Origin of the sequence: Umezawaea beigongshangensis, assembly GCF_016464305.1 — a bacterium.
In the GTDB taxonomy this organism is placed as follows: domain Bacteria; phylum Actinomycetota; class Actinomycetes; order Mycobacteriales; family Pseudonocardiaceae; genus Umezawaea_A; species Umezawaea_A beigongshangensis.
Genome location: NZ_JAEIOJ010000021.1, coordinates 30,518 through 47,630 on the forward strand (window position 1 = coordinate 30,518; position 17,113 = coordinate 47,630).

22 protein-coding genes and 1 pseudogene are annotated in these 17,113 nt (G+C 69.8%); 10 read left to right on the forward strand and 13 right to left on the reverse strand.

All coding sequences use genetic code 11. From position 1 onward, the window contains the following. Positions 1 to 204: 204 nt before the first annotated feature. Positions 205 to 435, reverse strand: coding sequence for a transposase (locus tag IMZ35_RS29085; protein WP_199444413.1), 231 nt, complete (start codon positions 433 to 435; stop codon positions 205 to 207). A 434-nt stretch (positions 436 to 869) separates the two neighbouring features. On the opposite strand from IMZ35_RS29085, the gene IMZ35_RS29090 reads away from it, so the two are divergent. Further along, entirely contained in the window at positions 870 to 1,556 is a 687-nt protein-coding gene (locus IMZ35_RS29090) for a hypothetical protein (RefSeq protein WP_199444414.1), read from the forward strand. A gap of 14 nt (positions 1,557 to 1,570) precedes the next feature. Then, positions 1,571 to 2,032, forward strand: coding sequence for a hypothetical protein (locus IMZ35_RS29095; RefSeq protein ID WP_199444415.1), 462 nt, complete (start codon positions 1,571 to 1,573; stop codon positions 2,030 to 2,032). A 384-nt stretch (positions 2,033 to 2,416) separates the two neighbouring features. Here the strand turns inward: IMZ35_RS29095 and IMZ35_RS29100 are convergent, their stop codons facing one another. The 4 genes and pseudogenes from IMZ35_RS29100 to IMZ35_RS29115 form a co-directional block, all read right to left on the reverse strand. Further along, positions 2,417 to 3,175, reverse strand: a complete 759-nt coding sequence (locus IMZ35_RS29100; RefSeq protein WP_199444416.1) for an NmrA family NAD(P)-binding protein — start codon at positions 3,173 to 3,175, stop codon at positions 2,417 to 2,419. Between the two features lie 1,032 nt (positions 3,176 to 4,207). Beyond that, a pseudogene (locus IMZ35_RS29105) lies at positions 4,208 to 4,528 on the reverse strand (cation efflux transmembrane domain-containing protein); the annotation flags it as partial. A gap of 246 nt (positions 4,529 to 4,774) precedes the next feature. Beyond that, positions 4,775 to 5,008 carry a hypothetical protein gene (locus tag IMZ35_RS31210; protein ID WP_229373602.1) on the reverse strand — a complete coding sequence of 78 codons (234 nt, stop codon included), beginning with the start codon at positions 5,006 to 5,008 and terminating at the stop codon, positions 4,775 to 4,777. 592 nt (positions 5,009 to 5,600) lie between these two features. After that, positions 5,601 to 6,260, reverse strand: coding sequence for a hypothetical protein (locus IMZ35_RS29115; protein WP_199444418.1), 660 nt, complete (start codon positions 6,258 to 6,260; stop codon positions 5,601 to 5,603). A 46-nt stretch (positions 6,261 to 6,306) separates the two neighbouring features. On the opposite strand from IMZ35_RS29115, the gene IMZ35_RS29120 reads away from it, so the two are divergent. Next, positions 6,307 to 6,663 carry an ArsR/SmtB family transcription factor gene (locus IMZ35_RS29120; protein ID WP_199444419.1) on the forward strand — a complete coding sequence of 119 codons (357 nt, stop codon included), beginning with the start codon at positions 6,307 to 6,309 and terminating at the stop codon, positions 6,661 to 6,663. Between the two features lie 515 nt (positions 6,664 to 7,178). Here the strand turns inward: IMZ35_RS29120 and IMZ35_RS29125 are convergent. From IMZ35_RS29125 to IMZ35_RS29135, 3 genes are read right to left on the reverse strand one after another with little or no spacing between them, the layout of a single operon-like run. After that, a complete protein-coding gene (locus IMZ35_RS29125) occupies positions 7,179 to 7,580 on the reverse strand; it encodes a hypothetical protein (protein WP_199444420.1) in 402 nt (133 codons plus the stop codon). A 24-nt stretch (positions 7,581 to 7,604) separates the two neighbouring features. Beyond that, entirely contained in the window at positions 7,605 to 7,802 is a 198-nt protein-coding gene (locus IMZ35_RS29130) for a hypothetical protein (protein WP_199444421.1), read from the reverse strand. Between the two features lie 6 nt (positions 7,803 to 7,808). Beyond that, positions 7,809 to 8,333 (reverse strand): TFIIB-type zinc ribbon-containing protein, encoded by a 525-nt coding sequence (locus IMZ35_RS29135; protein WP_307868998.1) that lies wholly within the window; start codon positions 8,331 to 8,333, stop codon positions 7,809 to 7,811. 122 nt (positions 8,334 to 8,455) lie between these two features. Here IMZ35_RS29135 and IMZ35_RS29140 point away from each other — a divergent pair, with 122 nt between their 5' ends. Further along, positions 8,456 to 8,950, forward strand: a complete 495-nt coding sequence (locus tag IMZ35_RS29140) for a hypothetical protein (protein WP_199444422.1) — start codon at positions 8,456 to 8,458, stop codon at positions 8,948 to 8,950. 213 nt (positions 8,951 to 9,163) lie between these two features. On the opposite strand, the gene IMZ35_RS29145 is transcribed toward IMZ35_RS29140, so the two are convergent. Next, a complete protein-coding gene (locus IMZ35_RS29145; RefSeq protein ID WP_199444423.1) occupies positions 9,164 to 9,574 on the reverse strand; it encodes a MarR family winged helix-turn-helix transcriptional regulator in 411 nt (136 codons plus the stop codon). Between the two features lie 76 nt (positions 9,575 to 9,650). Here IMZ35_RS29145 and IMZ35_RS29150 point away from each other — a divergent pair, with 76 nt between their 5' ends. The 3 genes from IMZ35_RS29150 (at position 9,651) to IMZ35_RS29160 (ending at position 11,630) form a co-directional block, all read left to right on the forward strand. Beyond that, complete coding sequence (locus IMZ35_RS29150; protein ID WP_199444424.1) at positions 9,651 to 10,136, forward strand: YbhB/YbcL family Raf kinase inhibitor-like protein; 486 nt, start codon at positions 9,651 to 9,653, stop codon at positions 10,134 to 10,136. A 334-nt stretch (positions 10,137 to 10,470) separates the two neighbouring features. After that, complete coding sequence (locus IMZ35_RS29155) at positions 10,471 to 11,127, forward strand: SMP-30/gluconolactonase/LRE family protein (RefSeq protein ID WP_199444425.1); 657 nt, start codon at positions 10,471 to 10,473, stop codon at positions 11,125 to 11,127. A 59-nt stretch (positions 11,128 to 11,186) separates the two neighbouring features. After that, complete coding sequence (locus tag IMZ35_RS29160; RefSeq protein WP_229373603.1) at positions 11,187 to 11,630, forward strand: 3'-5' exonuclease; 444 nt, start codon at positions 11,187 to 11,189, stop codon at positions 11,628 to 11,630. A gap of 14 nt (positions 11,631 to 11,644) precedes the next feature. Here IMZ35_RS29160 and IMZ35_RS29165 read toward each other — a convergent pair whose 3' ends face one another. Together IMZ35_RS29165 and IMZ35_RS29170 are read right to left on the reverse strand one after the other, a co-directional pair. Continuing rightward, positions 11,645 to 12,220, reverse strand: coding sequence for a hypothetical protein (locus IMZ35_RS29165; protein WP_199444426.1), 576 nt, complete (start codon positions 12,218 to 12,220; stop codon positions 11,645 to 11,647). Positions 12,221 to 13,209: 989 nt separating this feature from the next. Beyond that, a complete protein-coding gene (locus tag IMZ35_RS29170; RefSeq protein ID WP_199444427.1) occupies positions 13,210 to 13,386 on the reverse strand; it encodes a hypothetical protein in 177 nt (58 codons plus the stop codon). Between the two features lie 174 nt (positions 13,387 to 13,560). Here IMZ35_RS29170 and IMZ35_RS29175 point away from each other — a divergent pair, with 174 nt between their 5' ends. Continuing rightward, entirely contained in the window at positions 13,561 to 13,998 is a 438-nt protein-coding gene (locus IMZ35_RS29175; protein WP_199444428.1) for a hypothetical protein, read from the forward strand. Positions 13,999 to 14,513: 515 nt separating this feature from the next. On the opposite strand, the gene IMZ35_RS32365 is transcribed toward IMZ35_RS29175, so the two are convergent. Together IMZ35_RS32365 and IMZ35_RS29180 are read right to left on the reverse strand one after the other, a co-directional pair. Then, positions 14,514 to 14,747 carry a deazapurine DNA modification protein DpdA family protein gene (locus IMZ35_RS32365; RefSeq protein ID WP_438816918.1) on the reverse strand — a complete coding sequence of 78 codons (234 nt, stop codon included), beginning with the start codon at positions 14,745 to 14,747 and terminating at the stop codon, positions 14,514 to 14,516. A 145-nt stretch (positions 14,748 to 14,892) separates the two neighbouring features. Continuing rightward, entirely contained in the window at positions 14,893 to 15,384 is a 492-nt protein-coding gene (locus IMZ35_RS29180; protein ID WP_199444429.1) for a hypothetical protein, read from the reverse strand. Between the two features lie 124 nt (positions 15,385 to 15,508). Between IMZ35_RS29180 and IMZ35_RS29185 the strand changes: the two genes are divergently transcribed. Then, a complete protein-coding gene (locus tag IMZ35_RS29185; RefSeq protein WP_199444430.1) occupies positions 15,509 to 16,156 on the forward strand; it encodes a class I SAM-dependent DNA methyltransferase in 648 nt (215 codons plus the stop codon). Positions 16,157 to 16,219: 63 nt separating this feature from the next. Next, a protein-coding gene (locus tag IMZ35_RS29190; protein WP_438816916.1) for an IS5 family transposase occupies positions 16,220 to 17,025 on the forward strand; the annotation gives its coding sequence in 2 pieces (ribosomal slippage) (positions 16,220 to 16,547 and positions 16,547 to 17,025; 807 coding nt in all). Positions 17,026 to 17,113 lie beyond the last annotated feature (88 nt).

Genomic DNA, 17,113 nt, shown 5'->3' on the forward strand with positions numbered 1-17,113 from the left:
CAGCGATCCGGGACGACCCGGCCGTACCGCGACCGATCACCGAGACGGGTCTGCGACCTGCTCGTGCCACCGCGGCGCAGGCACACCCGGAAGGGCCGGTCGTGCGGTGGGCGCAGCAGGCGGCTCGGGAGACCTTCAACAGCGTGCACGCCCTGCTGACATTGCCGCCGCCCGATTTCTCCGCCTCGACGAACGGACAGAGGTTCACCGGGTCTCGTTCGCGAAGAAAGCCGTGGCACGCTTGAGGATCTTCACGTCCTCGGCCAGTCGGCGGTTCTCCCGCCGAAGCCGGACCAGCTCCTCGCGCTCGTCGGTGGTCAGCCCGTCGGTGCGCGTCCCGGCTTCGCGCTCGGCCTGCACGACCCACTGCCGCACCGCGGTCTCGGTCAGGTCGACGTCCCTGGTGACCTGACCGACCGGTCGCCCCGCCGGCACAGCTCCACGATCTCGGCCTTGAACTCCGGGGTGAACGACCGCCCAGGCCACCGCTTCCTCCTCCCCGTGGGCTCCATGACGGGACGTCCTTCCGGAGACCCGCGTCCCCTGATCTCAGATGTCCGTCAACACCGGTCAGGCCCACTGCGACTTCTCCCACTCCGCCGACCTGATCAGGGGGCTCGACGATGATCACCACCGACGACTGCGGAACCCGTGGCCGGGTCGAGCCGTCGAAACCGGTCGCGCACGGGTGTGTAGCGAGTCGGTGTTCCTCAGAGGACGGGTGATCCAGTGTCCGGCACGTCGCCGTCGCCGTACCCGCACCGGGACCGGGTCACGGGCCGCAGTCCTGGCCCGCCCACCCGGCTGGACCGGTGCACGGTGGGCCGGGGTGGTCCCCGCCTCCGCCTCCGCGGCGCGAGAGCTGGGTGGTGCGGGCGGTCCTGGCTCTGGTCGCCGTGCTGACGGCCGGGGGTGTCACCGCCTGGTCGGCCCTGGGAGGCGGGGGTGAAGGAGCTTCTGGTGGTGGCCCCAGCGGCGGTGTGACCGAGGACGCCGGGTGTTCGGGCGACTACTGCCTCGGCGAGTACCAGTACGTGAACGCCTGCGGCCTCCTCGACCCGTCGAGCGTCGCCACCCGGATCGGACCGATCGGCAACGACGGCCTGCTGGTGCAGGAGTCCTTCACGGACCCCCTGCCGGCGGCCGACCCGGCATCGCCACCGACGTGGCCCTTCTCGGCGCGGTCGCGCTGCGACACCAGGACGATCGACTACGAGAAGGCGGTGCTCCGCACCCTGTCGCTGGAGCTGGAGCAGTACGCCGAGGACGGTGTGCTGGAGCAGACCCCCGCCGAGCAGGGCCGGTCGTTGCCGGGCGTCGAGAACGCCGCCGTCCAGGACGAGCACGGCGGCGTGGAGGTGTACGGCCGGGTCCGCAACACGCGCTTCAGACTCAACCTCTTCTGGAGCAACAAGAAGCCCGCGATTGCCGAACCCACGCTCGTCGCACTGGTCGACACCGTCGTCAAGGGAGTGCCCAACGGGCCGAGCTCGGCCGCGGACCTCGGCGAACTGGGCGGCGGCGACCGGGGGGGCGGCGACCCGGGGGGGCGGTGACCGACGCCTGCGCCGTGTTCACCGGAGCAGACTTCCAGCAAGCGGTGGGCCACGTCGTCGACCCGACCAACGTCGACCGCACCTACAGCACGACGCCGGTGGGTCCGATCACCAGGATGTGCAGGCGGAGCACCGCCACGCTCGACCACGAGCGGCCCGCCCCCGAGGGCACCACCTACATGCACGGGGCGATGGCGCCCAAGGTCACGGTCACCCTGCACCCCGACACAGCGGTGGCGCGAGCGGCGATGGCGAAGAACCACCGCCACGTCGCCGACGCGGTCGACATCCCCGGCCTTGGTGACGGAGCCGTGTCCGGGATCGTCACCTCCGCCTTTACCCTGGAGTTCACACACGGATTGCACCAGGTCCAGATCGACTGCGGCCTCACCAACCGCAACGCGGACTCGACGCCCGCCGACATGCGCGCCCGCCCGGAACCCCTGGCCGCCCCCGTCGCGGCCCGCATGCCCTGACCACCTGCGGGATGCCAGAAGCCAGCCACACGGACCGACCCGCGACGAGACCACTGCGAGTTCCCACCCGTCGATCAAGCCACCGAGAACCGGCCAGCGGCCTGTCGAGCTGCAGCCCAGCTGCATGACCAGCTGATCCGGTCGTGCTGGCCGATCGTGCTCCCACTTCCCGGCCACGCCCCCGAGTTCACCCCGACCGAGGGCCTGCTGGCCCATCTCACGGCCGACCACCCCCGCCACCCCGCCCGCGACGACGCCAAACTCATCAAGGCCGCCCACCGGGGACCGCGTCACGTCCGGCGTCACCCCGCACCGCTCACCGCCTTCCTCACCGGCACCGGCCCGCAGTCGGCCCGACACCGTCAACGCCGTGATCGACGGTCCTCAGACCGCGATGGGGCGAGACGGTCGGCCGATCAGCTCCTCCAGGTCGCCGCGGACCTCGGAGAACAGCCCGTTGCGGATCGCGACGAAGTAGTCGACCAGCCTGAAGGGCGAACCCGCCGCGTCCACGTCCTCGTCGCCGACGTCGCGGAACCGGTCCCCGGCGAGTTCCGGGAACGACCAACTGGTCGAACCGGTGAGCTCGTAGACCCGGTTCTCGTGCCCCTCGGTGGTCAGCGCGACCGCCGCAGCGAGGGCCAGATCATCACGAGGGGCACTCGCGACACGACCGTCCTTGGTCGAGACCGCGACGATCTCGCCGGAGAACAGCCCGACAAAGTTCTCGTGGTACAAGCCGTTGCGCAGAAAGGTGAACGGCACACCGGTGGCGCGGACGGCTTCCTCGGTCGCCCTGTGCACCTCCGCGACGTAGATCGGGGACGTGTCCGCATCAGTCACACTCGTGTAAAAAATGTGCCCCACACCGTGCTGCACCGCCGCGGCGACAGCATTTTTGTGCATCTGGATGCGAGTACCCGAATCAGGCGCCAACGCCGACACGATCAGCAGCTTGTCCACGCCACGGAAGTCGAGCGTCTCAGGACGCGCGAAATCACCTCGGCGGACCTCGACACCGTCCAGGTCGAACCTCTTCGGGTCACGCACAGAAACGATGACCTGCTCGTTCGTACGGTCGAGAACGTGGCGGACCACTGCACCGCCCAGTTGACCGGTCGCACCGGTGATGAGGATCGTCATGCACCCAGCTTGCTGGTCAACACCCCCCGCGGACAGTGGCCACTTCGCAGTGATCTGGTCACATGACGGTGACCGCACAGATCACAAGCCCGCACCACACGCGTGTTGTGCAACAAATCACAACCACGACGAACTCATTCCGCGCACCCACCGCAGGGGCTCGCGAAACCAGTGGCTCCGGCCCGCGACCGGTGGTCACGCTGAACACCTGCCAGGACAGGAAGAAACAGTGGCGGAGGAGGCAGTGGCGGAGGAGCCCGGACTCGACACGTCCGCGCATCCGCCCCATGATCCTCCGGATACACCACACCAGCCCGACCCGGCACGAAACCACCACAAGATCCCGTTGAACCACCCCCGCACCCACCACGGCAACAACCCGGTGACCGCCACCGACACATCCCGGAACCGATCAGCCCGCTCACCACAGACGCTCCAGCAACGGCAGCGCCTCCCCGGACCGGTACAGCGTGGCAGCCAGCGCGCCCGTGCCGGAGCAACCCGCGAGTGCGGCGCACCCACCCCGGTCCCCGAACGCTGCGCCCGGCCAGCGCACCACGAACGTCCCACCCGCGCACCCACGTGCTCGACCGTCCCCCACCCACGAGCACCACCAACAGACAACGAGCACGAGAGCGGACAGCGGCGCGGGCCGCTGCCCGCTCCCAGCAGCCCCGGAATCTGCCGTCGGCAAAGCGCTGAGGGCAGATTCCGGAGGTGCTGGTGGCCCGGCGGGGGTCGTGGACGAGGTCACCACGCTCGCACCGGGACGCCAGGTGGGCACGGTGGGCCAGCGCAGCAGCCCCGGCCCACCCGACGACGCGCACGGGCGGCGGTCCGCGTCGACGGCGAGCCGCCCGTCCCAGGGGGCTTCGTGCGGGGCGGTCAGACCAGGACGCCTCCTGACGAAGCGGTCGTGATCGACCGCGTCCAGTTCCAGCACCGGCACGACACCGCGATCTGCGCCGCACTGCGACCCACTCCCGCAGGTGCTGGACGCAGTGCGCCGTCACGGCTTCGGTGTCGGCGGTGTCAGCAGGCGCAGTGTTCGCCGCGCCAGGCTTCGCGTCCTTCTCTGACCGCGACAGCGGCAACGGCCAGGGCGACGACCGGGTCTGCCCAGGACCAGCCGAACAGCGAGTTGAGCACCAGGCCGACCAGCAGCACACCGGACAGGTAGGTGCACAGCAGGGTCTGCCTGGAGGCCGCGACCGCGCTGGCCGACCCCAGCTCGCGCCCGGTGCGGCGCTGTGCCGCCGACAGCACCGGCATGACCAGCAGCGACACGGCCGCGAGCACGATGCCGACTGCTGAGTGCCCGGCCTCGGTGGCACCCAGCAGGGAGCGCACCGACACGTGGAGCACCGCGTGCCCCTGCGCGCTGCCTCGTGGCCCACAAGGGCATCCGGCCGGTGCGGCCGGTACTCGACGACACCTCCACCCGAGGACCGACGCTCCGGCCCCGGAAGGCCGGAGCGCCAGCGGCGGGCCACCGGGTCTGGACCAGCTGAAAAACCCGCCTCACCTCACTCGCGACTCAGCGATCGTGCCGGAGATCGGGGAGCCCGCAGGGTTCGAGTCGTCTCGACGACGTCGGGTTCAGACCAACGACGACACGCCGAGACTCGTGCTGTTGGCGAACCCCGCCGAGTTCACCGGACTGCTCTGGGGCAAGGTCCGGCCGAAGCACACCGACCACGAGTTCGCTCCAACTCCCGATGACTGGCACAACCAGTCACCCTGGTAGGTGCCGGACGAGGTGTACAGGTCCATCCCCGCTTCCACGGAGTAGAGGCTGGACCGGTTGTTGCGCACGATCACCGCTGCCTGCACGGCTCCCCCACCTGGTGCCCTGACCGCGCAGACCTGCGCGACCACGTTGGTCGCGACCGTCCTGCTGCTGGCACAGTGCCACGTGCTGGTGCTGGAGGTGATCGGGTTCGTGTTTCCGTAAGCACGCCAGGAACCGCTCTCCGTGGCCGCGCCGGGTCCAGCGGTTGCCAGTCCCAGCCCGAGAGCCGCGGTGATGACGGCTGCTGCCCCTGCGACGACCTGTGTGACTCGCATGATGATCCTCTCCGAATCTTCCGATTTTCGCGTGTCGTACGGGCGGTTCTGCCGACGAGGACGTTCGCGTCGAGATCACGATCCGAAGGTCGTCGGTCGCCCGTATGCCGGCGAAGCAGGTGTCCTCACCGTGCGGGTTCTCGACGGTCGTCACCCGATCTCGGCACCCCTGGCGCCCTGCAAACCCCAACACTCTCGTCGCGACCCGCCACGAGCGAGCGTGACAGTGCGGGCGGGGCGTGCCCGTGCGCTTCGACCACGGTCGAACGTCGTCGTGCCGTTGCTCCCATCGAGTGTCGCGCCGCCGCTTCGCGTATCCACGAGCGGTCCTCCTCACACAACGGAGTGCGGGCGTCGATCAGGGCGCTGTGAACGGATGACGATTCGAGGGGACGCCGTGCCGACCTTGCGCATCCACTTCACCAGCGCCGATCTCGAGCGCACGAGGGTGAAGACGGAGACCGACCTGCTGTGGGAGGTGGTGAACAGCGTTCACCTGCTCCAGCACGACGAGGGCGGAGCGCACTTCGACTGGTGGCGTCGGCACGTGCGCGACCTCGCCACGCACAATCGGAAGGTCCTCGCCGCGGTCCGGGCACTGGCTGCGGTCGCACCGTTCGCGAACTACTTCCCCGACTTCCTCACCCCCGACGTCGAGGTGCCCGACTTCGACACCGGTGCGGACGTCGTGCTGTCGACTCCGCCGGCGCGATTGCTGCAGGAGATCACCCGGCTGCGGGAGACGACCGGCTCGACCGCGTGGCTCGACGACCTGGCGTCCGGGAACCTGCGGGCGCTGACGTGGCTGCGCACCGTGCTGCGCACCTACGTCGGGGAGGTGATCGAGCCCCACCGGCACACCGTCGAGAGGGCCCTCGGCGGCCAACGCGCCCACCTGCTGAACACCTACCTGCGGTACGGATCCGACGGCCTGCTGGCCGACCTCGAGCCGCAGATGCACTGGCGGCCGCCAGTGCTCATGGTCGACTACGCCGTCGACCGCGAACTGCACCTCCACGGCCGCGGCCTGCTGCTGGCCCTGCTACTTCGGCCTGCACCGCCCGGTGGCCCTGGCCGATCCGGCGCTGCGCCCGGTCCTGACCTTCCCCGTCCGCCCCGAGTTCCGCTTCGCCGCCCACCACGCCACCGGCGCAAACCTGGGCGCGCTGCTGGGCCTGTCCAGAGCCGCCGTCCTGCGCTGCACGCTGACCGGCGGCACCACCGCGGCACTGGCCGAGCTGAACAACCTCTCCGCAGCCACGATCAGCCACCACACCGGCGTGCTGCGCAACGCCGGCCTGATCACCACACACCGCCACGCCAACACCGCCAACCACCTCATCACCCCGCTGGGTCTGCGCCTGCTCGACCAGTGCCACACCACCCCCACACACCCCACGAACACGCCACCCGTCCCCTGACCGGCGTTTCCGGAGCTCACAGGTCGTGTTCCTCGACCACGCCGCACCAGCAGGATCGCGGACAGCGCCTTGATCACAACCCTGGTCAAAGGTCGAAGCGCACCCGGTACATCGACGAGCAGCCACTCGGCCAGACCGGGTTGAAGGCCACCAAGTGCTGCCCCCGCCACCCACGACCACCGCAGCGGTGCGATCGGCGGCGGTCAGCGCCCGCTGGTTCGCCTCCGGCGCCAGCACCACCCGACCCGAGCCCTGCAACCGGCGCAGCGCCAGGTCCGACTCCCCGCGCGGCACGTCGACCAGCTCACGACGCAGATCGGTCAACGAGACCCACTCGCCCTCGACGCGCAGCGGCGGCCCGTCCCGACCGCCCGCGCGTGCACGCCGGTTTCGGTGATCGGCGCCGGGTGCCGCGCTGGACAGGAGCGTTCGAACAGCACGGTGAGCGCCGACGACGTCCGCGCTGTGCTCGTCCTGTCAGGTGCGCCAGTACCGCCTCGGCGTGGCGAGGGCGGTCAGCGCAGGGTGCGCAGAGCCAGGCCGGACAGCCGTGCGGGATCGGCGGCCAAGGCCAGGATCGTCACCTCGCCGGCGCCGAGCCAGACCAGGCTGCCGCCGTCGACCGTGGACAGGCCGCTCGCCCTGCACCGTCTGACACCCGCAGCCGACGTCCGCCAGCACACCGACCCGCAGCAGTGTCGACCCCCGGCCCCGCACGGCCAGCCGGCCCGTCCCACCCACGCGCTGAGCCGGGCGTGGCGCTGCTCCACATCCAGGCCCTCCGATCCGGTGCACGACGGGGGCGGGGAGGCTCTGGAGGTCGTGCGCACGTGGCCCGACACCGACGAGGAGTCCACCGTCGACGACATCGCCGAGCACGCCGACGACCGCCAGCGCCCGACGGGGATCGACAGCACCGATCCCGCTCCCCATGCGGGTCCTCAGCCGCACCAGAACAGCCCGGCCCCACGGCACGGGTCCAAGACGTGGATGCGCGTGGCGCTGTCCACGATCACGGAGAAGTCGACTGCGGCGGTGACGGACACCCCGTGCGCCGCGGCCAGCAGCTCCGGGTCACCCGCGAGGCCGTCGCGCCGGTCGGTGAGGCGACGCCGACCGGTACCGTTTCGGAGACGCACCGCGTCTCAGCGCTGCGCGGTCGGCAACGACGACCGCAACCTCCGGACGGCCCGCAGAATCCCCTCACGGTTCTTCGCCGACTTCAGCCAGGCCGGGAGCCGCGCCACCACGCTCATCACGCCGGGACTCGCCCTGCGCTCGCGAAGCCGGGCGGCGACGTAGGACTCCAGGAGATCGAGATGTTCGGCGTTGTACGCCCACAAGAGCTTGCCGCAGCAGTCCGCCTGAAGCCACAGAGGAAGCCGGAAGCAGGGATCCACCGGCACGCCGAACACGGGCTGCGACAGAAACCCGTCCTTGGACAGGCCGCAGACACGACACCGCAGACGCCACCGCGCCAGCAGACGACGGTCACCGCGGCCGGCCTGGTACTCCGGCGCTCCTGCACCGTCGAGCACGATCGCGCACTCACCGCACACCGGGCACCGCACCAGCACCTCGTTCGCGAACCGTTCCACCCACACCAACGGATCCCGAAACCGGTCACCACCACTCCCACGACCGCTCACCAGCCCATCCTGCCCGAACACCAGGCCCTCGTCAGGCGACTAACCGCTCCTCGGAGAACCGGGGGCCTGCGACCACGTCGAGCAACGTCGACATCGGCTCCACCGCGCGTCCTGCCCCACCCTCTGGCAGGGAGGTCAGTGCCGTGGAGTACGTGATCGCGGCCGTCGCGCAGGCGGTCCTGCAACGGTGGCGAGTCGGTGTGGCGGGCGTGGAGCAGGTCGAGTTCCGCTGTGGACGTGGCACCGAGGTCGTCGGTGACTCGGACGCGGCGATCGTCGGCTTCCAGATGGCCCACGACAGGTACGGCGGCGTTCCGGAGATCGGACGAGCACAGGTGCTGCGAAACCACAGAAACGACGGGTACCCGCGGCACATCGTGACCACACCACCCTTCCCCGCCGGACCGGAGATCGACGACGAAGCCGAGTTGCGCACCCGGTTGCAGTTGCTGTTCGAGACCTGTTTCGACGCCGTGCAGCGGCACAACGAAAACGCCGGGGCGCAACGGATGACGTCACTGTTCCTGCACGTCGAGGGAGTGGGCCTGGACCGCTACGGCCAGGTTGCAGCCAGCGCCTTCCACCATGCCGTACAGCGGACGTCCAGGATCGAACAATCATCGACTCGGCAGCAGTGACACCTACCGACGCCAGTGCCGCGGGCGGTGCGACCGGGCCGTCCGCAGGCGACTGCGGATCTGCTCGACGCCGCGTTCTGGAGCACGCTCGGGCTGGCCACGGTGTTCGCCGGGCTACTGGACGGGTCGGGCTCGCTGCCGGATCGGACTGCACGTGCTCGGTGCCGCCACCAACGCTGACGTTGATCTTTCGCTGATCACTGCCGGGAGCCCTCACGGCTGGAGTTTCCGCAGCACCTCCGGGATGCGGCGGATGATCTCCTGCTCGGCGTCGTCGAGGTCCTCGCGGATCGCGCGGGCTATCCCGGCGGCCCGCGCGCGGCGAGCGCTCGCCAGTGCGTCGCCGCCGGACGTGGTCAGAGTCAGCATGACCCGGCGACGGTCGGTGTCATGCCGGCTGAGGGTGACCAGTGCCTGATCGGCCAGCAGGCCGACGGTGCGGGCCATCGACTGGTGCTTGACCTGCTCGAGCTGGGCCAGGTCGGCGATCGACAGTGGCCCCGAGCGGGCGAGGTGGCCGAGTACCGCGGCCTGCCCGGACGGCATTTCGTCGTGGACGCGCGCGCGGCGCACGAAGTCGCCGACCGCGGCGCGCAGCTCTTCGGCGAGATCCAGGTCACTCATGCCGACAAATGTACAGCATTGCTGTACGTTTCCTCGAAGTACAGCAATGCTGTACATCCGAGCTGAGGAGCACGAGATGACCTACGACCCGTACGCCCTGGCCTTTCCCGCCCCGGCGTTCACCGTCACCAGCACGGACTTCATCGACGGCGAGGCCCTGCCCGACTCCGCCCACCAGCCGCGCAACGAGTCACCCCAGCTGTCCTGGGGCCTGCTGCCCGAAGGCACGCGGAGCCTGGTGGTGACCGCGTTCGACGCCGACGCCCCGATCCCCGGCGGGCTGTGGCACTGGGCGGTCAAGGACATCCCGGTCACCCCGAGCGGGCTTCCGCACGGCGGCGGCACCGGCACCGCACTGGTCAACGACCTCGGCAGCACCGGCTACGCCGGGGTCAACCCGCCGCCCGGCACCGGCACCCACCGGTTGTTCATCTGCGTCACCGCGCTCGCCGTCGAATCGCTGGAAGTGCCCGAGGGCGCGAGCCTGGCACTGCTGAACATCACGCTGATCCCGCACACCCTGGGCCGGGCGATCATCGTCGGGACCAGCACGCCGCGCTGACGCACAGCTTCGAACCGCAAAGCCCCTCGAAGCAGGAGAACACCCGCGTGAACACCGTTCTGACCCGTCGAGCCCTCGCGACCGCCGCCCTGGCCGGTCTCGTCGCCGTCGGCGCGCCCACCGCCGCCTCCGCCGCCCAAGGAACCACGACGCTGCCGGCCCGCAGGTTGCCGCGCACTTCGACCTGGCCGCCGGGCAGCTGCCGGAGAACATCGTCCTCGACCGCAACGGCAGCGTCGACGTCACCTTCGCCGTCAGCCGGCAGGTCGCCCGAGTCGGCGCCGACGACCGGATCACCGTCCTGGCCACCCCTCCCGCCCCCGCGAAGACCCCGGTGCTCGGGTTCCCCCTGGCGACCGGGCTGGTGCGGGACGGCCGGACGTTCTACGTCACCTACGCCACCGGCTCCACCGAGACCGGCATCTGGACGTTCACCGAGGGCCACCAGCCCCGGCGCCTCGCCGCTCTGCCCGCCGACGGACTGCCCAACGGCCTGGCGCAGGACCCAGCGACCGGTCTGCTCTACGTGACCGACCCGGTCAAGGGACGCATCTACACGGTCTCGCCCCGCGGAAAGGTCCACACCGTCAGCTCCGACCCCGCGCTGGCCGCCGACGGCCTGCTCGGCGTCAACGGCATCAAGATCCACGACCGGGCGGTGTACGTCTCGAACCTCGACCACGGCACGATCCTGCGCCTGCCGACGGGCCCGGACCACCACCTCGGCCCGGCCCGCGTGGTCGCCTCCGGCCTGACCGGCGTCGACGACTTCGCGTTCACCGGCCGCGGCGACGAGATCGTGGCCGCGCTCAACACCGTCAGCCAGGTCGTCCGCATCACCCAGCGCCGCACCGAAGTCCTGCTCACCGCCGCCGACAGCCTGTCCAACCCCACCTCGATCGCCGTCCGCGGCCGCACCCTCCTGGTGCCCAGCGCGGCCTACAACACCCAGAAAGACCCGAACCTGCTGATCACCACCCTGCGCGGCTGACGACACCCACGACGACCGCTGCCCCACTCACGCCCGTACGAGCGGGGCAGCGGTCGTCGTTGCGTCAAGGGTGCAGCCACTCGCAGACCCTGGACAAGCTCAGCACCGAAACCGACGCTCAGGTCACCGTGTCCACCGCCCACGCCGCCAAGGGCCGCGAGTGGTCCACCGTCCGCATCGCTGAGGACTTCCCCGAACCGGTGAACCCAAAGGCACCACCCCCGGGGGGAGACCCGCTCCCCGGCCAGATCGACCACGCCGAAGCTCGCTCGACCTACGTCGCGGCCACCCGCGCCCGCCACCGACTCGACCTCGGCGGACTGTCCTGGATCAACCAGCACCCCGACGGCAACCCCGCGCCCACCCCGTCACCAGCGGCTGACCGCGATAGCAGCAGACCGCACGCCACACCCCGTCCTACCAGGTCAGGCTACGTCCCGGGCATCGCGTCGCCCCCCTTCTCTACCTCGAGGCGGAGCGTGCGCGGTGGTGGGGTGCGGTGAGTCCCAGGGGCGCTTTAGGTGTGCAGTGCGCCTTGCTCCAGCGCGATGTGCAGGAGGTCGTCAACGCGCAGGGCAGTGGTGCCGGTGGTGTGGAACAGCCGCATGACGGCCTGGTTGTTCCACTCCTGGCTACCGGGTCCCTCCAGCGAGCGCAGCAGCCGCCGGGGTTCGGGGTTCATGTGGATCAGGCCGTCTCCGTAGCGCATGGCCTCGCCGATCTCCCAGTCCCGGTAGGCGCGGACGGGTGGTGGTTCTCCTCGTCTCCAGCGAGCCGTTGCGGCGAACAGCACGCTGTTCTTCGCGCGTTCGTAGTCCTTGCGGACATCGCTGAGGCCTTGGCGCAGGATCTGATCGGTGCAGACGCGGCCGAACACGCCGAAGCACTGGTTGAACGAAGACAGGTCACTCTGGGACAGGAACGGACGCAGCAACGAGGCCAGGTAGCGCTGCTGGTCTCGCGTCGCCGACGGGAACGCGGAGCGGGCGCCGCCCTCGCACAACACCCGCATCCGGAACGAGAAGGTGTACCCCGCTGCGGAGAACAGCGGATGCTCCCGCACCTCGGCGGCCTGCGCCCGAAACGCCTCCACCCGCTCCCCCGCACTCGCCGGGGAGCTCGACGCTGATCTCCTGCCCATACGAGCGCACCGTACGCTCCACCACCGACACCACCCCACCATTTCTCAGGCCAGCGCAGCCACACCCCTCACGGCGACGAGGGAGCCGAACCGCGAGCGCCAGCGCGGCATCGAACTGAACCGTTGGCACGAGCACAACGACGACACCAGGCCCCGCAGCAGAAGGCCATGCCCCCTTGACGATCCTCGGCGTGCGCGGTCGGCGGTGGTCGTGCCCACCGCAGCGCTGTGGTGGCGTGGGCGATGCGGCTGTTCCTGCGACGGGTGCGGTACGGGCACGAGCACCTCAGATCGGTGTCGGTGCTGAGCAGGTAGAGCATGGTGTTGAATAAGGTTACGTCGTTGACGGCCTGTTCCACGTAGGTCAAGACGCGTGCGACTTCCCGGCTCAGCGGCTTCTCGCTCGGTGCCGGCCGGGTCGCGTGTGGAGAGTTCGAACATGGTCAGCCCCGCCTGGGCCTCGGGTGCCCGCGTGGCCATGAGCAGCCAGGTTCCCGACGCGCGGCTGGGGCGTTTTTCTGCCATGACCGCAGCCAGGCGTGCAGCACCTCGAGATCGTGGGCGATCATCCGGAAAGACCCAGGGCGTCACCCACGTGCGGGCCGGTCACCCGATGTGAAGGGCCGGCACTGAGGTTGGGGGCACGCTCCCGACCGGTGTGAGGGGCACCGCGGGTGGTGTGGCGGTGTTCCCGCCCCCGGCGCCCTCGCGCGCAGCACCACCGGCGGGAACACCTCCACACCACCCGCCCTGAACCGACCACCGGATCCCCTCGGACCTGCTCGCTCATGCACGGTGCCGGTGAACCTCACCTGAACGTGATTTGCCGCCCCAGCACCGCGATGCCGATGACAGCCACACCCGGACAGGGGAAGAACAACCCCGCTCCCCTGCCCGGAACCCCGGCGACCCATGACGAGCACGACAGCAGACACGGCCCGCTACACCGGGTCGAGGGCGAGCAGGTGCTGCTCCTCGCCACCGACCACCAGTGCGGCGGCGTGATCCGCGGCGGCCAGCGTCCGCTGGTGGGCCTCCGGCACCAACACGGCCCGGTCGCCGGTCTCCAGCCGGCGCAGCGCCGCGTCCAGCTCGGCACGCGGAGTGTGCCCAGCCACTCCCACGACGTTGACCACCAGCGGAGTGCTGCGTGGTACTGCCTGTGTGCACCCGCCACTGCGCCTGGGCCCAGGCCCGGCCAGTACAACGCGATCTGCGGGCCGGGCGAGTTCCTCATCGGATCGCAGAGGTACGGCGCGTTCAGCACGACCCTCTACGGCCGGTCCGGGGACGTGATCGAGCAGTGGCCCAGTCACACCATGGCGCTGGTGGACCGGCACGGTCACGCCCGCGGCCCGGAGTTGGAGAACGTCGTGCCGTCCCGGTCGCGTTTCCGCGGTCTGGGTCCCGGCGGAGTGCTGCGCGACGGTCCGGCGCTGTCGGGCTATCGCACCACCTACCCGGCGCTGGACCGCGACGGCACCGCGGTCTTCTGGCGGGACGGCCGGCTGCTGGCCGTGGACGCCGACTTCCGGATGCGCGAGTTGTTCGCCGCGCACGACGAGCGGGCGGTGATGAGCAGGGTCCTCCTGCTCGAGGAGGGGCAGGTCGTCTTCGCTCTGGACGACGAGTTGCTCCTCTTCGGCGACACCGGCTTGCAACCGCTGGACAGCGGTGTCCGGCCGTGCGGCGACGGCAACCTCCGCGGCAACCCCGTCACGCACTGCTGAGGTGGAGCTCGCGGACCGGCGCAGCACCCGGATCGGAAGCCGGCTTCGACGAACGACACTCGGTGGTCGAGCTTCGAGCCGGACGGTGTGAACGCAGCACGACGGTGGTGATGTCGTCGACGAGCACGGCCGCCTGTGGGTGGAGGCCGGTGCTGCCGGTGACGTCGTGCAACGCCGCGCGCTGTGTCCTTCGGGGTTTTGTGAGGACCCCAGGGCGTGGCGCCGCTCGCTGTAAATCGGGTTTACAGCGAGCCTCAATCCGGGCCCACAGAACTGGTCGCCGAGCAGCACCGCGAGTGCCTGAGCGACGACTGCGCCGAGCCGTTCGCCCTACCGGGGCGCACGCGGCGCTTCTGATGTGATGCCGCGGTCGGCACCACCTGATGCGCGGGCCGCAGGTGCAGTGCCGCCAGTGGTGCGAGCAGGTGGCTGCGGCGGTCACGCCGCTACCCCGAACGGTTCGTAGTGGGTGGCGGGAAGGTCGAGGACCCGCTCGCGCCACCGCAGGGCGTAGGTCAGGCAGTTGACGCAGTTGCGGGGTGCGTGGTGCAGTCGGGCAGGCGTGGGGAGCGGCGGGCGTCGTAGCTCCACGCCAGGGGGTCGGCGGTCTGCAGGTGCGGGCCGTAGCGGCGCAACCCGCGGGTCTTGACGCCGAAGCGTGCACGGGCAGCTCCGGGTGGATCGCGGCGCGGACCGCGGTGATGACGGCGCCGATCTCGTCGGTGGCCTGGCGTCGATTGTCGCGGCAGTGGCCGTGTCCCGTTGTGAGCGTGTCACGTTGCGACCAGCCAGTGGAGCCCATCGGAGCCGTGTGCGTCCACGTTAGACGATCGGACTTGCGGTCGGTGGATGGGTGATGTCGTGTCGCGGTACTCCTTTGGAACAGATCTTCGTTCAGCCGCATGGTCCGGTGATCCTCGACTTCCTGGCGGTGGGGAGGGTGCGGACGTTGTTCGGAGAGTCGGCGCGTTGTCGAAGCCGGAGGATCTCTTCGTGCTGCGCGGCGAGTTGTGACATCGCGCGCTCCTTGAACTCGGTGAGCTCGGTGATCCGTGCATCGCGTTCCTGGACGCGTTCACGGAGCTTGGCGTTCTCGTCTTTCAGCCTGGTGATCTGGAGTTCGCGTGGGTCTGAGACGGTGCCCGCCTCGCGGAGATCGGCCAGCCGACGCTGAAACTCCTCGGCCAGGTGCTGATAGGGCCCTGGCCGCTGGTTGCCCTGCGGGTCGGTGCGTGCGTAGAAGCCCGTTCTGGCGACGCCGGCTTCTCGTGCGAGAGTTTTGAGGTCGCAACCGCCGCGGGCTGGAAGCTGCCCCAGCAGTAGGCGGTCCATCGCAGCACGGATGCTGGCCTCGTTGCGGCGGCGCTGTTCGGTGGTCAGCGGCATGATGTGCTCTCCTGCATTGCGGTCTGCGGGAACGTGGCGGAGTTCTGGGCCAGTTGGCGGCCGATGATCGGTCTCTCTGCGTCGGCCGTCCACGAGGTCGTGATCATGGAATATCGTGCCGGTCATGACCACGGATGACTGGTTGGCCGACACCCGAACCTCTTATGACACGGTCGCGGTCAGCTATGCCGACCAAGTGCGCGGCGCCCTCGCCGGACACCAGTACCTGCGCGCGGCTCTGGCGTTGTTCGCCGACAGCGTGCGGATCGCTGGCGGCGGGCCGGTCGCGGACGTCGGCTGCGGCCCCGGTGAAGTCACCGCCCATCTGCATGAGCTCGGTGTCGACGCCTTCGGTGTCGACCTCTCCCCTGGGATGATCGACGTGGCCCGGCGCGATCACCCCGGCCTGCGGTTCGAGGTGGGCTCGATGACGGACCTGGACCTCCCCGTCGCTTCGGTGGCCGGCCTGCTCGCCTGGCAGTCGTTGATCCACATCCCTGACGACGAGGTGCCGACTGTGTTCGGGCACTTCCACCGAGCATTGCGTCCCGGCGGACCGCTGCAGCTCCTGTTTCACGTCGGCGACGAGTCGCGGTTGAAGACGGAGGGCTATGGCGGTCACCCGATGAAGGTCCATGTCCACCGCCGTCAGCCTGACCAGGTGGCATCCTGGCTGCGCGATGCCGGATTCGTGGTCGAGGCTCAGATGCTGCTCGACCCGGATGCGAAAGCTCAGCAAGCGATTCTTTTCGCACGCAGTAAGACCTCCTAACACAATGGGGTGATGCTGCACCTGCGCTGTTGAGCAGGATGATCGTCGGGCCGATGAGTGGGTGTGTCGAAGCCATGGCTGGTCGATGACGGGTTGTGGGAGCTGGTCGAGCCGTTGCTGCCGGTGCCGCCGCGCCGGTTCCGCAACCCCGGTCGTCGTCGATTACCGGACCGGCTGTGCTTGCAGGGCGTCCTCTATGTGCTGCACACCGGCATCGGCTGGGAACATCTGCCTCAGGAACTCGGCTTCGGCTCGGGGATGACCTGTTGGCGCCGGTTGCGGGACTGGAACGAGGCAGGCGTGTGGCAGCGGCTGCACCGGTTGCTCCTGGCCGAGTTGCGGGCGGCGAACAGGATCGACTGGTCCCGCGCGGTGGTCGACTCCTCCCACGTCCGGGCGCTAAAAGGGGGCCGCAGACCGGACCGAGCCCGGTTGACCGCGGTCGACCGGGCTCCAAGCACCACCTGATCACCGACGGCGCGGGCATCCTACTCGCCGTGATTCTCACCGGCGGCAACGTCCACGACGTCACCCAACTCCTGCCGCTGCTCGACGCCGTCCCGCCGGTGCGCGGCAAACGCGGACGACCACGCCGCCGACCCGACACCCTCTTCGCCGACCGCGCCTACGACAGCGAGCCACACCGCGAAGCGCTGCGACAGCGAGGAATCACACCGTTCATCGCCCGCCGCGGCACACCACACGGCTCCGGCCTGGGCACCGTGCGCTGGGTCGTCGAACGCAGCAACTCCTGGCTGCACCAGTTCCGCCGCCTGCGCACCCGCTGGGAACGCCGCGCCGACATCCACGAAGCCTTCCTCGCCCTCGCCTGCGCCCTGATCTGCTACCGACGCCTCAACTCATTCTGATAGGCGCTCTAACAGCTGGTTTCAGAATGACTCGATCGGCAGATGCGGGATCAGTTGCTGCAGGTGCAGGGTGGGATGATGGTCGAGG

Bases quoted from the DNA above. Each gene is read 5' to 3' on its own strand.
- IMZ35_RS29100 (WP_199444416.1), bottom strand. From the start codon at position 3,175: ATGACGATCCTCATCACCGGTGCGACCGGTCAACTGGGCGGTGCAGTG.
- IMZ35_RS29145 (WP_199444423.1), bottom strand. From the start codon at position 9,574: ATGAGTGACCTGGATCTCGCCGAAGAGCTGCGCGCCGCGGTCGGCGAC.
- IMZ35_RS29150 (WP_199444424.1), top strand. From the start codon at position 9,651: ATGACCTACGACCCGTACGCCCTGGCCTTTCCCGCCCCGGCGTTCACC.
- IMZ35_RS29180 (WP_199444429.1), bottom strand. From the start codon at position 15,384: ATGCCGCTGACCACCGAACAGCGCCGCCGCAACGAGGCCAGCATCCGT.
- IMZ35_RS29185 (WP_199444430.1), top strand. From the start codon at position 15,509: ATGACCACGGATGACTGGTTGGCCGACACCCGAACCTCTTATGACACG.